Raw genomic sequence first — 14,498 nt, forward strand, 5'->3', positions numbered from 1 at the left:
AGCAAATACTGAATCGCAAAGTTATCGTCAATGTGAAGACGACATCATTTTTTCTCTTAATTGATAAAATCAATAGCGGAAATCAGCTTCATTCCAGTATCGCTCAGTTCAGCTTTGTAGCTGAGAACTTCCACTCCAGCGTCTTGTGCTTGTTTGAGTAATAGTGAATATTTCGCGTCTATATGGTGCGCCGCGGATACTTTTTCAATACCTGAATGTAAAACAGTGAATAAAAGTATGGCTCTACTTCCATTTTGTGCCATTTCTGTGAGCTCTCTCAGGTGCTTTTGTCCCCGAGTCGTGACCGCATCTGGGAAGTATCCTTGTCCAGTAGAGTCGGTCTCATCAAGAAGAGTGACGCTTTTCACTTCTATATAGCACTTTGGCTTGTTGTCTGCGCTGAGCAAGATATCAATTCGGCTATTTTCATTACCGTATTTCACCTCAGTTTGAAGTGTGTCATAACCACAAAGCTCTGAAATGACATTATTTTCAATAGCCTCAACGGCTAATTGGTTGGCGCGCGCGGTATTGATACAAATACGGTGGCCTTGTTCGGTTTCACTCAACTCCCAACTATTGGGGTATTTTCGTTTCGGGTTGTCGGAAGTGGAAAACCAAACTTTGTTTCCCGGTGTCGCACAACCTGTCATAGCACCAGTGTTTGCGCAGTGGATAGTACGAATTTCACCGGTATCGAGTTCGATATCGGCAAGAAAGCGTTTATAGCGTTTGAGTAGAGTGGCGGACTCTAAAGCGGGTGTGAAATGCATTTGCTTATTTAGACAAAAATTTTTTTATGTACAATGTTGCCACCATTACACCATAAGGTATTTCCTTTGTCACAATTGCCGATTGAAGCCGTGATGCCTGAGTTGCTGACGGCGGTCAAAAATCAACATCAAGTGATCTTAAAAGCGGCGCCTGGTGCCGGTAAGTCGACTTACTTCCCTTTGCAGTTACTCTTAAACCATTCGGTTGTTGGAAAAATCATCATGCTTGAGCCAAGACGACTCGCGGCGCGTAACATTGCCCGTTATCTTGCTGAGCAATTGGGAGAGCAAGTAGGCCAACGCGTGGGTTATCGAGTTCGTGGCGAGGCAAAGGTAAGTTCTGCAACGCAGTTGGAGATCGTGACTGAAGGGATCATGACTCGGATGATTCAAACTGACCCTGAACTGGATGGTGTTGATCTCCTGATCTTTGATGAGTTTCATGAACGCAGCATTCATGCCGATACCGCTTTGGCATTCAGTTTAGAAGTTCAAGAGGCATTGCGAGACGATCTCAAGCTGGTGGTAATGTCGGCAACGCTTCATCAACAAGCCTTACAGTCGTTGTTGCCGGAAGCCAGTTACATTGAATCAGAAGGACGCAGTTTCGACGTAGACATGCGTTACCAACCGTTAGGTGTGAATGATCATTTACCTACGAGTATGGCAAAAACAATAGAAAGTCTTATGAACAAAGAGTCCGGCTCTTTGTTGGCTTTCCTACCGGGCGTTGGGGCCATTAAACAAGTCGAAGAACGTTTATCTCATTTGGCGGATGATATTGAAGTGTGTCCGCTTTATGGGCAACTGAGCTTTACTGAGCAACAAAAAGCCATCACGCCGGCAGAACACGGCAAGCGTAAAGTCGTACTCGCGACCAACATCGCAGAAACTTCACTGACGATTGAAGGCATTCGCCTTGTGGTTGATTCTGGGTTAGAGCGTATTGCCCGGTTTGATTTGAAAAACGGTTTAACACGCTTAGAGCAAACACGCATTGCACAGTCTTCAGCGATTCAGCGTGCAGGACGAGCGGGACGAATAGAAGAGGGCATTTGCGTTCGCCTCTATTCTGAAAGTCAGTTCAAGCAGCAACCTCTGGTTCCCCAGCCCGAAATTTTGCATTCCGATTTGGCTAGTTTAGTTATGGAGCTCGCATTTTGGGGAGCGAATGATATCAACGATCTCAAGTGGCTTGATGTTCCCGCTAATGCGTCATTGGAACAAGCGAAGCAGCTATTGGTGTCATTGGGACTACTGACGGAAAAAGGGCAATTAACGTCCGAAGGAAAACAGGCGCATGAACTAGGCGTTGAGCCTCGTGCGGCTGCGATGCTAATTAAAGCGCAATCTTACAGTGATAAGATGTTAAATGCTGCTTTGGCGGCGGTCGCACTGATTGAAGAGCCAGAGAGAAACGTTACCAATATTGCTCATAGCTTGCATCGTTGGCTTGTTGGTACTCATCCAAAAAAGTCGCTGTTGTTCAAGCGTGCTCAATCTCTAGCGTACAAATTGGATACGGTATTTGACCTGAAAGGCGTGGATGAAGAAGCATTACCGCTGGTGTTAAGTTTGGCATTTCCAGATCGCATTGCGCAGCAGCGCACAAATCAATTTGGGCGATTTACTTTGGCTAATGGTCATGGTGCAGAATGTCGTCAGGAAGACATGCTAGGTGGCTGTGACTATTTGGTTGCCGTTGACTTAATGCGTTCTCATTCTAACTCCAGTCAAATTCATTCGGCATGTGAATTGGATGTCAATATATTGCGAGCGACCTTTGAAGCGCTATTTTCGTCTGAAGAAGTTGTAGACTGGGATGAAAAAAGAGGGCGTCTAATGGCTGAGCGACAAACAAAACTCGGTCAGCTGGTGGTTGAACGCGAGCCTTTGCCAAGCCCTGGCAAAGAAAAAATGACACAAGCTTTACTCACGTATGTCCGCCGCCAGGGCTTACAGAGTCTAAACTGGACACCGGCAGCGGAGAGCTTGTTGGCTCGGGTTCGTTGTGCGGTGGAATGGTTACCCGAGCAATCATGGCCAATGTTTGATGAAGCCAGTTTGTTGGATTCATTAGAAGAGTGGTTAGAGCCGTACATGACGTCCGTCAGTTCGGTTAACGATTTGAGCAAGATAAACTTGGTCGAGGCGCTGAACGCTCGATTAGGTTGGCCACTCAATCAACAGCTGGATGAATGGTTACCAGAGCATTACCAACTGCCTACAGGTTCAAAGAAGCGTATCCGTTACCAGTATGGCCATGAGCCGAAATTATCGGTGCGTATGCAAGAGGTATTTGGTGAGAGTGGCTCCCCTACGGTAGCGCTTGGTCACAAGCGTTTAGTGCTTGAACTGCTTTCGCCGGCACAACGTCCGCTGCAAGTGACGTCTGACTTGGCGGCTTTCTGGAACGGAAGCTATAAAGACGTTCAAAAAGAGATGAAAGGGCGCTACCCAAAACACGTTTGGCCAGATGATCCTGCCAATCATGTAGCAACTACGAAAACAAAAAGACAATTGAATAATGACTAACAGCAAGAAGCCTAGCGCGAAAAAAGCGCCAGCGAAGAAAAGTACAACCAATAAAGGAACGACAAAACCGACTCGACGCACACCGAGTAAAAAGCCGGCTAACGAGAAACATTCGTGGCTGAAAGTTTTGTGGTCATTTAGCTGGAAAGCCGGTGTTGCGCTTGCCGCTGTTTTGCTGTTTGTTGGGATTTACTTAGATAGTGTGGTGAAAGAACGCTTTGAAGGTCAGCTGTTTGAGCTGCCAACGGTGGTTTATGCCCGTATCTTGAACTTAAATCCGGGTGAAAATATCACCATTCAAGAACTTCGTAACGAGCTGGATGTACTGAATTACCGTAAGGTAAGTCAGCCTCGCTACCCTGGTGAGTACTCTTCTTCTTCCACTCGGATTGAATTGATTCGCCGTCCATTCGAATTTGCCGATGGTCCTGAACCGGATCGTCACGTGATGCTCCATTTTTCAGATTCTGGTTTACAGCGTATTCAGTCTTTAGAGTCCCGAGGCGATCTTGGTTACTTACGCTTAGAGCCTAAGATGTTGGGTATGCTGGAGAAAGATCAAGATGAGCAGCGTCTGTTCTTGCGTCGTGATCAGTTCCCAGAAATTTTAGTTGATGCACTGCTTGCGACCGAAGACCGGGATTTTTATCAACACGATGGGGTGTCTCCACTCGCGATTGCACGAGCAATGGTTGCAAACATTAAAGCGGGTCGTACTGTTCAAGGTGGTAGTACGCTAACTCAGCAGTTGGCGAAAAACCTGTTTTTGACCCGTGATAAAACGCTGTGGCGCAAAGTTAGAGAAGCGTATATCGCGTTAATTTTGGATTACCGTTACAGCAAAGATCGTATTTTGGAAGCCTACCTTAACGAAGTGTACTTGGGGCAAAGCGGTGGTGAAGCGATCCACGGGTTTGGCTTGGCATCGCGTTATTACTTTGGACAACCGATCCAAGAGCTGCGAATCGATCAACTGGCGATGTTAGTTGGGATGGTAAAAGGACCGTCTTACTACAATCCAATTCGTTACCCTGAGCGCACGAAAGAGCGCCGCGATCTTGTATTACGTTTGTTGATGCAGCAAAACATGCTGACATCTGAGCAGTATGAGCAAGCCGTCAGTCGTTCGCTTGATACGCAGAATAAACCACGTATTGCGAGCCGTCAGCCCGCTTATTTCCAACAATTGAGCATTGAATTGAAAGAAAAAGTGGGGGAGCGATTTAAAGCGGAAACCGGACTACGCGTGTTTACGTCTCTGGATCCGGTATCGCAAAGCAAAATGGAGCAAGCCATCGCGAAAAAGATCCCGGAGCTAGCTAAACGAGGCGGTAAAGAATTAGAAGCCGCTGCAGTCGCGGTTGATCGTCATAGTGGTGAAATCCGTGCCATGGTTGGCGGTAAACGTGTTGGTTATGAAGGTTTTAACCGCGCGCTCAATGCCAGTCGTCCAATTGGTTCTTTAGTTAAACCAGCGATTTACTTGACGGCTCTAGAACAACCGGAAAAATATAACCTAGGCACGACGCTACACGACACGCCGCTAAGCCTGAAAAGCAGTAAAGGTAATGTATGGACACCGCGTAACTACGACCGAAAATACCGTGGTGATGTGCCACTCTACATTGCTTTAGCGAAGTCACTCAACGTGCCAACTGTGCGCTTAGGCATGGCGCTTGGTATCCCAGAAGTATCCGATACTTTAGAGCGTTTGGGCGTCAACAAAGACGAAATCCGCCCAGTGCCTTCGATGTTTTTGGGCTCGTTTTCTTTGACGCCATTCGAAGTCGCACAGATGTATCAGACACTGACGAACTCAGGCAAACGTGCGAAACTGACCGCTCTGCGTTCAGTGATGGATATGGAAGGTAATGTGCTGTATCAATCCTTGCCTCGTTCATCAAGAGCCGTGGATGAGCAAGCAGCATGGCTAACGACTTACGCGATGAAACAGGGGGTTGCTCAAGGTACAGGCCGCTTCTTACAAAGCCAGTTTGGTTGGGCTGCACTGGCAGGAAAAACGGGTACCAGTAACGATAACCGCGATAGCTGGTTTGTCGGTGTTGATGGCCGTGAAGTGACGACAATTTGGCTAGGCCGCGACGATAACAAACCGGTTCATCTAACGGGGTCGAGCGGTGCATTACGAGTGTACGCAGAGTATTTGAAGCAACGCATTCCTGAGCGTTTAGAGCTTCCGTGGCCAAGAGAGATCACCACGTTAGGATTTAAGCCGACATCAGATGGTGGTTTAGAAATGAACTGTCGTAGTGATTATAAACTGCCAGTTTGGGATAAAACGGGTCAAATAAAGCAGCAGTGTGAGAAGAAATCAAACTGGCTTAACAGCTTATTTGATTGGTAGCATCGCCAAATCAACAACATTAGCTTGTCTCTCTGGTCAATTCTTAGTACATATTAGGGCGTGTTAGTGCGGTGCTGCTAGCACGCCCTACTTGATAAGAAATTCAACAAAGGAAGAAGTGAATGTTCAAAAAGTTGTTATCAAGCCCGCCGACTCGCCATTTCGCGTTTTGGGTTAGTGCCTTTTTGATCACCACTCCTTCTGTTTCCCTCGCAAACTCTCTAGCAAAAACGGATGACTTGGAGCCTCGCCCAAAGGTGGCGGTTGTGCTCGCTGGTGGTGGAGCAAAAGGCGCTGCGCATATCGGCGTCCTTAAAGCGTTAGAAGAGATGCAGATCCCGGTCGATATTGTAACGGGCACTAGTATGGGCGCTTATGTTGGTGGTCTCTATGCCACGGGGATGAGCGCTGATGAAATTGAAAGTTTTATCTACACCGTGGATTGGAGCAGTGGCTATCGAGATCGTGTCGACCGCAGTCAACGCCGAGTTCGTGATAAAGAGTATGAAGACCGCTATCAAATTAACACTGACCTCGGCTTAAGATTTGGTGAGGTTCGTGCCCCAACGGGGGTCGTGCAAGGCCAGAACATGTTGCGCGTATTGCGTGAGACTACTGGGAATTTGGGACGATTCGATTCTTTTGATGATCTTGCCATTCCTTACCGCTCTGTGGCGACAGATATTCTTGCGCTAGAGGAAGTGGTTCTTGGCAATGGCTACCTAGTGGACGCCATGATGGCCAGTATGTCTGTACCAGGAGCGCTTCCTCCCTATAAGCTCAATGGCCATATGCTTGTCGATGGTGGCGTGGTCAATAACATGCCTGTCGATGTGGCTCGCGCCATGGGGGCAGATGTTGTTATTGCTGTTGATATTAGCACCGACTACAAAACCGAAGATGAGTTTACCGGGCTGTTTACTGTAGCGGATCAACTTTCTAATTACCTAGTCCGTCGCAGTACGCAACAGCAAGTGGACGAGCTTGAACCACAAGATATTTATATTCGTCCCAATGTAGGCACCATGGAAACGGTCGAGTTCGACAAAATGCCTTGGGCTTTTCAAGCGGGCTACGATATTACCAAGCAGCTTGAAGATAAGCTGCAAGGTCTAAGTTTATCGAACGCAGAATACCAAAAGTACATTGATCACAAGCAAGAGGTACGTAAGACGCTGGTTTACGGTGATAAACGCATTGTTGATGACATTGTGATAGTGAATAACACCCACTACAGTGATGTATTACTTACTAACCGTATTCAATTGAAAACAGGTCGTCGTATTCCAACGGCTGAAATAGAAAAAGCCGTTGAAAATCTCTATGCGCTGGATCGTTTTGAGTTAATCACTTATCACTTTGAAGATGTTGATGGTAAGACATTGTTGGTTTTTGATGTTAACGAAAAGTCGTGGGGGCCGAATTACGTTAACTTTCGATTTTTCCTTGAAGATGACTTCGATACGGATAGCCAATACGGCATCGGTATGTCGACCAATTTTACTAATTTAAACTCGCATGGTGCAGAGTTGGCGTTCAACGTAGAAATGGGCACGGATAAGCTGATAGAAGCTGAGTTGTATTCGCCTGTTTTATCTAGTCAAACGCTTTTTGTTGCTGGCCGTGTTGGATACAGCAGTGAAGATAGAAACTTACCTTTTAGCGAATTTGAAAATCCGGACCTCAGCTCAGTTAACGACTTCTTACCCGTTTCCTATAATGACTTTGCTTCTGAGCTGGCGATTGGCATTCAACCTACGTTATGGCAAGAGTTGCGCCTTGGTGCTCGTTACTCTACAGGAGATATTGAGCTGTCTACCTTGGCCTCGGCAGGGCAGCTAGACTTCGAGCGCAAAGGTATATTTGCGAGCTATCGACTCGATACGCTTGATGATTTTGCATTTCCTACTCGCGGACTGCTGGTCGATCTTGAATATTTCGTATCTCATGACAAGAGTCCGGAAGGCATCACTCTGCTCGACACGGAAAAGATGATTGAAGATACCGTGTATGAAATCTCCGCGCGATTCAAAGGTGCGGTCAGTCATCAGCGTCATACTTTAGTCGGACATGCAGAATATAGTTTTGTAGAAAGTAAAAATTCATCGGTTCCACTTGATCCGAGAGAGTTAGGCGGCTTTTTAAACCTATCTGGCATCCCAAGAAATAGCTTGATTGGACAGAACCTGTTTTTTAGTAGCTTGGTGTACCGATACAAATGGTTCGACAACGACTTTGGACTATTTGAAGCGCCAGTCTACCTAGGTGCATCAGTGGAATACGGTGGAGTGTGGTCAGATAATGATCTGAAGCTGAATGAAGCGCCACTTTACAATGCTGGCTCTATTTTCTTTGGTGTTGACTCACCAATCGGGCCAATTATGTTGGCTTATGGTCGTACTGAGCAGGATATGGATGCTGTGTATTTGATCGTAGGAACGTCGTTTAATTAACCGGGTATAAGAAAGCAAAAACTTGGCATATTTGGTCAAAATTAGCAGAACTTTAGTCGTAAGTTGCTATGTTGGTCAAAATGATAAGATTTTAATTTAAGGTTAAATTTGCTATTATTTTGCCCACAGTTTGGCCTCTACGGCGCTGTTTCTCAATCATAATTGAATGAAAACAAGGGCAATGGAGAGCCAAGTTTCCAAGGATGTTCACTCCTTTACTTTAACAATAGTAATAATAGAGGAGGAACCGCAATGAGAGGAAAAAGTCGTGCTTGAAGCCTACCGTAAACACGTCGAAGAGCGTGCTGCTGAAGGAGTTGTTCCTAAACCGCTAGACGCAGAACAAGTTGCTGGACTTGTAGAACTTCTGAAAAATCCCCCGCAAGGTGAAGAAGAGTTCATTCTTGACCTACTTGAAAACCGCATCCCACCAGGTGTAGATGAAGCCGCTTATGTTAAAGCGGGTTTCCTAACCGCTGTAGCAACAGGTGAAGTTAAATCACCACTTGTGAGCCGTGAAAAAGCGGCTGAACTGCTAGGCACTATGCAAGGTGGTTATAACATCGCACCGCTAGTTGAGCTATTGGATGATGAAGCACTGGCAGAGATTGCTGTAGAAGCGCTGTCTCATACACTTCTGATGTTTGATGCTTTCTATGATGTAGAAGAGAAAGCAAAAGCAGGCAATGCGCATGCACAGAAAGTACTTCAGTCATGGGCTGATGCTGAGTGGTTCCTTTCTAAGCCTAAGCTTGAAGAAAAAGTCACTCTAACTGTATTTAAAGTAACAGGTGAAACGAACACGGATGACCTTTCACCTGCACCTGATGCTTGGTCTCGTCCTGATATCCCAGTGCACGCACTTGCGATGCTGAAGAACGAGCGTGAAGGCATCAATCCTGATCAACCGGGCAATATTGGTCCGATCAAGCAAATTGAAGAATTGAAAGAAAAAGGTCACCAATTGGTTTACGTTGGTGATGTTGTTGGTACTGGTTCTTCACGTAAATCTGCAACCAACTCAGTACTTTGGTTCATGGGAGATGATATCCCTTACGTTCCAAACAAACGTGCTGGTGGTTATGTGCTTGGTGGTAAAATTGCACCTATCTTCTTCAACACAATGGAAGATGCGGGCGCACTACCAATCGAAGTCGACGTGACTAAGCTCAACATGGGCGATGTTATCGATGTTTACCCATATGAAGGTAAAGTTTGTAATCACGAAACAGGTGAAGTTTTAGCTGAGTTCTCGCTGAAAACGGAAGTACTGATTGATGAAGTTCGTGCTGGCGGTCGTATCCCATTGATCATCGGTCGTGGTTTGACAGACAAAGCGCGTCAATCGCTAGGTCTTGAGCCTTCGGATGTATTCCGTAAACCTGGTGAAATTGCAGATTCTGGCAAGGGTTACACGCTTGCACAGAAAATGGTTGGTAAAGCGTGTGGCGTAGAAGGCATTCGCCCTGGTACCTACTGTGAGCCGAAGATGACGACAGTAGGTTCGCAAGATACTACCGGCCCTATGACTCGTGATGAACTTAAAGACTTGGCGTGTTTGGGCTTCTCTGCTGATCTTGTCATGCAGTCTTTCTGTCACACCTCTGCGTATCCAAAACCAGTAGACGTTAACACGCACCACACACTTCCGGACTTTATCATGAACCGCGGTGGTGTATCTCTTCGCCCGGGTGACGGTATTATCCACTCATGGCTAAACCGTATGCTACTGCCGGATACAGTCGGTACGGGTGGTGACTCACATACTCGTTTCCCGCTAGGTATTTCATTCCCAGCAGGTTCGGGTTTGGTTGCCTTTGCTGCTGCGACAGGCGTTATGCCACTAGATATGCCTGAGTCAATCTTGGTTCGCTTTAAAGGTGAAATGCAACCGGGTATCACACTGCGTGACCTTGTTCATGCCATCCCTTACTACGCGATTCAGCAAGGTCTACTAACAGTAGAGAAAGCGGGCAAGATCAACGAATTCTCTGGTCGTATCCTTGAGATTGAAGGCCTAGAAACGCTAACTGTTGAGCAAGCATTTGAGCTGTCTGATGCATCTGCAGAGCGTTCGGCGGCAGGTTGTACTGTGAAACTGTCGCAAGAGTCGATCGAAGAGTACCTAAACTCTAACATCGTAATGCTGAAGTGGATGATCTCTGAAGGTTACGGTGACCGCCGTACTATCGAACGACGTATTACAGCGATGGAAGAGTGGCTGGCAAATCCTGAGCTGATGCAAGCGGATAAAGATGCTGAATACGCACATGTGATTGAAATCGATATGGCTGAAATCAACGAGCCAGTACTATGTGCACCGAATGATCCGGATGACGCTCGCTTGTTGTCTGAAGTACAAGGCACAGCGATTGATGAAGTGTTCATCGGTTCTTGTATGACGAACATCGGTCACTTCCGCGCTGCCGGTAAGCTGCTAGATAAGTTCAACGGACAGCTTGCAACTCGTTTATGGATCGCTCCGCCAACGAAGATGGACAAGGATCAGCTAACGGAAGAGGGTTATTACGGTATCTTTGGCCGTGCTGGGGTTCGAATTGAAACACCAGGATGTTCACTATGTATGGGTAACCAAGCGCGTGTTGCAGACAAATCAACAGTGATGTCGACCTCAACGCGTAACTTCCCGAACCGTCTAGGTACTGGTGCGAATGTTTACCTGTCGTCTGCGGAACTAGCTGCCGTAGGTGCAATCCTTGGTAAGATTCCAACCAAAGAAGAGTACTTGGAGTATGCGAAGCAAATTGATGCAACCGCTACAGATACTTACCGCTACTTGAACTTCCATAAAATGGATCAGTACACCAAGAAAGCGGATGAAGTGATCTTCCAAGAGCCTGCATAAGTTTAACTGCACAATTAAAAAGCACCTCAAACGAGGTGCTTTTTTTATGGGCGCAATTCGCTATACTCCGCACCAAATTGATACGAAAAGGCAATCTCGATGGAATTTGAATTCATCCGTAACACGTTGATGGGCGAGTACTACGTAAAATGCAGCATGGGGCATGAGATTGTTGGGCGCTGGCTACAAGAAGAAATTGGCAAAGATCCTATGAAGATTGCTCAGGTTGAAAAGCTAATTGAGCAGTCATTTTCAGCGCCTTCTCAAGAGCATAACCTAACAGGTACAGAAATTAGCTTGATGATTCAGGGCGATGAAGTCCTAGTGCAAGAAAACGCATTGGCCCATGACCATGATGTTGAGATGGAAAGTGAATTCGATTTCTACAATGCAGAAAGTACAGCAAGCTGTGGAATAGAGGACTTCATGATTCTTATCGAGCGATGGAAAGACTTTTTGAACATTTAGTGCACAGTTTTGGGTAACTTTCCTTCTGTTGCTTTAAATTTGTGAAAAGGGCGCACCGATATGGTGCGCCCTTTTTGTTTATAGATATGTAAATTGACGTTAGTTTTTATTATTCAATGACTTAAAAACTTGGCACGTAGATTGGATTATTAGAAGTGTTTCAGGATGAAAGCTTCGGAGAGAATTGAATGAAAATAATCAATGCCATTATTAAGCCGTTTAAATTAGACGATGTGCGAGAAGCATTGGCTAACGTCGGTATCGAAGGGATGACGGTATCAGAAGTTAAAGGGTTTGGTCGTCAAAAAGGCCACACGGAACTGTATCGCGGCGCTGAGTATCAGGTCGATTTCCTACCAAAAGTGAAAATTGAAATCGCTACTCACGCGGATAATGTTGAGCGAGTGGTTGAAGCGATTACAAAAGCTGCGCAAACAGGAAAGATTGGTGACGGTAAAATTTTTGTCTACGACCTGAACCAAGCGGTGCGTATCCGAACGGGCGAAATGGACGCAGAAGCACTTTAAGAATTCAAGGGATTGGAGAAACTTATTATGGAATTAACAACAACAGTAACCGAGTTACGTTACGCACTTGACACCTTTTTCTTCCTCATTTCCGGTGCGTTGGTAATGTGGATGGCAGCTGGTTTTGCGATGCTAGAAGCGGGTCTTGTGCGATCTAAGAACACAACAGAAATTCTTACGAAGAACATCTGTTTGTACGCAATTGCATGTACGATGTTTCTGATCGTTGGTTACAACATCATGTATGTCGACAACGGAGAAGGAGGCTGGTTACCTTCATTTGGTGCGTTGATTGGTACCCAAGGAGAAGGGGCTGATCACTCTCTAGAATCTGACTTCTTCTTCCAAGTCGTCTTCGTTGCAACGGCAATGTCCGTCGTTTCTGGTGCGGTGGCTGAACGTATGAAGCTTTGGTCTTTCTTGGTTTTCTCTGCAATTTTGACCGCATTTATCTACCCAATGGAAGGTTATTGGACATGGGGCGGTGGCTTCCTAGCAGAAGCTGGATTTAGCGACTTTGCAGGTTCAGGTATCGTACATATGGCTGGTGCTTCTGCAGCTCTTGCTGGTGTATTGCTTCTTGGTGCTCGCAAAGGTAAATATGGCAAAAACGGTGAAATCTACCCGATTCCAGGTTCAAACATGCCTTTGGCAACACTAGGTACTTTCATCCTTTGGTTTGGTTGGTTTGGGTTTAACGGTGGTTCTCAGTTGATGGTTTCAGATTTTGAGAACGCAACAGCGGTAGGTCAGATCTTCCTAAACACCAATGCAGCAGCTGCTGCAGGTGCTATTGCGGCGCTATTTGTATGTAAAACAACTTGGGGCAAAGCGGACTTAACGATGATTCTCAATGGTGCGCTAGCTGGCTTGGTTGCCATCACTGCAGATCCTCTATCACCATCGCCATTATATGCGGTTGCTATCGGTGCAGTATCTGGCGCGCTAGTCGTATTCAGCATCATTGGCCTAGATAAACTGAAAATTGATGACCCAGTCGGTGCGATTTCAGTGCACGGTGTTTGTGGCTTCTTTGGTTTGATGGTTGTACCACTAAGTAACGGCGATGCTACATTCGGTGCACAGCTTTTAGGTGCTGTCGTTATCTTTGCTTGGGTATTTGGTGCTAGCCTAGTGGTGTGGGCTATCTTGAAAGCAACCGTTGGAATTCGCGTCACGGAAGATGAAGAAATGGAAGGTATGGACATGCATGATTGTGGCGTCGGTGCGTACCCAGAATTTGTCACTGTGAAGTAATCAATAGCCTGTAATAAATAGTTACACTCTCAACATATAAAAACCTGCTCCGATGAGCAGGTTTTTTAATATTTGTCATTGTCTTCTTATTGAACATACATATAATAACGCAACTGATAAACGTTATCATTAGCATGGTAAAGGATTAAACAATGAAAAAACTGCTAACTCTTTCAGCATTAACTTGCGCAACCTTAGCTCCAACAGCAATGGCTGCTGAAGAAGTGAACGTCTACTCTTACCGTCAACCTTTCCTAGTTGAACCTATGTTCAACGAGTTCACTAAAGAAACTGGCATCAAAGTAAACGTAAAATTTGCTAAAAAAGGCTTAGCAGAAAAGCTAGCTCAAGAAGGCGAGTACAGCCCAGCTGACGTTATCCTTACGACAGACATCAGTCGTCTAGCTGAACTGACAAACAAAGGTTTAGTTCAGAAAGTAGATAGCAAAATCATTGAAGAAAACGTACCAGCTCAATACCAAGATAAAGAGAATGAGTGGTTTGCCCTAACTCTACGCTCACGTAGTGTTTACTCTTCACGTGATCGCGTAGGTAAACTAGGCGCAGATTTCAACTATGCAGATCTAGCTAAGCCAGAGTTCAAAGGTAAAATTTGTACTCGTAGCGGTAAGCACCCGTACAACGTTTCTCTAGTTTCAGCAATGGTTGCTCACAATGGCGAAGCAGAAACCAAAGAGTGGTTGGAAGGCGTGAAAGCAAACCTTGCTCGCAAACCACAAGGCAACGATCGTGCACAAGTTAAAGCGATCAAAGAAGGTCTATGTGATGTTTCTCTAGGTAACAGCTACTACCTAGGTAAAATGGTTAATGACAAAGAGCAAAAAGCTTGGGCAGATGCAGTTTACATCAACTTCCCTAACCAAGAGACTACAGGTACTCACGTAAACATCTCTGGTATGGCGATGGCGAAGTACTCTCCAAACAAAGACAATGCTGTGAAGCTAATGGAATTCCTAACGGGTGACAAAGCGCAGCAGATGTACGCAGAAGTTAACTACGAGTACCCTGTTAAAGAAGGCGTGAAGCGTTCTGAACTTGTGGAATCTTGGGGTGACTTTAAAGCAGACAAGCTTTCTCTAGACGATATTGCAGCCAACCACGAAGCGGCAATTAAGCTATTAGACGAAGTGAAATTTGACCTTTAATTCCTTGTGGGGGTATAACAGTACCCCCATTTGATTAAAGGATATGAGATGTATTTGCAACAGCATTTGTATTTCATACAGCCTTGCA

At 45.7% G+C, this 14,498-nt stretch carries 9 protein-coding genes; 8 read left to right on the top strand and 1 reads right to left on the bottom strand.

Going from position 1 to position 14,498, the window contains the following annotated elements; translation table 11 throughout:
• Positions 1-56: 56 nt before the first annotated feature.
• Positions 57-773, bottom strand: coding sequence for a DNA/RNA nuclease SfsA (gene sfsA, locus MSG33_RS12750; protein ID WP_248381239.1), 717 nt, complete (start codon positions 771-773; stop codon positions 57-59).
• Positions 774-839: 66 nt separating this feature from the next.
• On the opposite strand from sfsA, the gene hrpB reads away from it, so the two are divergent.
• From hrpB to MSG33_RS12790, 8 genes are all read left to right on the top strand, one after another.
• A complete protein-coding gene (gene hrpB / locus MSG33_RS12755) occupies positions 840-3,308 on the top strand; it encodes an ATP-dependent helicase HrpB (protein ID WP_248381240.1) in 2,469 nt (822 codons plus the stop codon).
• Positions 3,301-5,673: a penicillin-binding protein 1B gene (mrcB, locus tag MSG33_RS12760; protein ID WP_248381241.1), complete on the top strand. Its 2,373-nt coding sequence runs from the start codon at positions 3,301-3,303 to the stop codon at positions 5,671-5,673. The genes hrpB and mrcB overlap by 8 nt, the downstream gene beginning before the upstream one ends.
• A 122-nt stretch (positions 5,674-5,795) precedes the next feature.
• The gene (locus tag MSG33_RS12765) at positions 5,796-8,126 is read left to right on the top strand and encodes a patatin-like phospholipase family protein (RefSeq protein ID WP_248381242.1); all 2,331 of its coding nucleotides are present in this window, start codon (positions 5,796-5,798) and stop codon (positions 8,124-8,126) included.
• 268 nt (positions 8,127-8,394) lie between these two features.
• A complete protein-coding gene (gene acnB, locus MSG33_RS12770; RefSeq protein WP_074191768.1) occupies positions 8,395-10,992 on the top strand; it encodes a bifunctional aconitate hydratase 2/2-methylisocitrate dehydratase in 2,598 nt (865 codons plus the stop codon).
• Between the two features lie 99 nt (positions 10,993-11,091).
• Positions 11,092-11,460 (top strand): YacL family protein, encoded by a 369-nt coding sequence (locus tag MSG33_RS12775; protein ID WP_012841428.1) that lies wholly within the window; start codon positions 11,092-11,094, stop codon positions 11,458-11,460.
• 188 nt (positions 11,461-11,648) lie between these two features.
• On the top strand, positions 11,649-11,987 hold the full coding sequence (locus tag MSG33_RS12780; RefSeq protein ID WP_005396729.1) for a P-II family nitrogen regulator: 339 nt from the start codon (positions 11,649-11,651) through the stop codon (positions 11,985-11,987).
• Positions 11,988-12,014: 27 nt separating this feature from the next.
• Positions 12,015-13,244, top strand: coding sequence for an ammonium transporter (locus MSG33_RS12785; protein ID WP_046875065.1), 1,230 nt, complete (start codon positions 12,015-12,017; stop codon positions 13,242-13,244).
• 152 nt (positions 13,245-13,396) lie between these two features.
• Positions 13,397-14,410, top strand: a complete 1,014-nt coding sequence (locus tag MSG33_RS12790) for a Fe(3+) ABC transporter substrate-binding protein (protein WP_203346935.1) — start codon at positions 13,397-13,399, stop codon at positions 14,408-14,410.
• Positions 14,411-14,498 lie beyond the last annotated feature (88 nt).

This window comes from Vibrio sp. 1CM7H, assembly GCF_023161645.1.
In the GTDB taxonomy this organism is placed as follows: domain Bacteria; phylum Pseudomonadota; class Gammaproteobacteria; order Enterobacterales; family Vibrionaceae; genus Vibrio; species Vibrio diabolicus.

What these genes read in the sequence shown, in the direction of transcription:
- sfsA (WP_248381239.1), bottom strand. Translation starts at nt 773, where the DNA reads ATGCATTTCACACCCGCTTTAGAGTCCGCCACTCTACTCAAACGCTAT.
- mrcB (WP_248381241.1), top strand. Translation starts at nt 3,301, where the DNA reads ATGACTAACAGCAAGAAGCCTAGCGCGAAAAAAGCGCCAGCGAAGAAA.
- MSG33_RS12765 (WP_248381242.1), top strand. Translation starts at nt 5,796, where the DNA reads ATGTTCAAAAAGTTGTTATCAAGCCCGCCGACTCGCCATTTCGCGTTT.
- MSG33_RS12775 (WP_012841428.1), top strand. Translation starts at nt 11,092, where the DNA reads ATGGAATTTGAATTCATCCGTAACACGTTGATGGGCGAGTACTACGTA.
- MSG33_RS12780 (WP_005396729.1), top strand. Translation starts at nt 11,649, where the DNA reads ATGAAAATAATCAATGCCATTATTAAGCCGTTTAAATTAGACGATGTG.
- MSG33_RS12785 (WP_046875065.1), top strand. Translation starts at nt 12,015, where the DNA reads ATGGAATTAACAACAACAGTAACCGAGTTACGTTACGCACTTGACACC.
- MSG33_RS12790 (WP_203346935.1), top strand. Translation starts at nt 13,397, where the DNA reads ATGAAAAAACTGCTAACTCTTTCAGCATTAACTTGCGCAACCTTAGCT.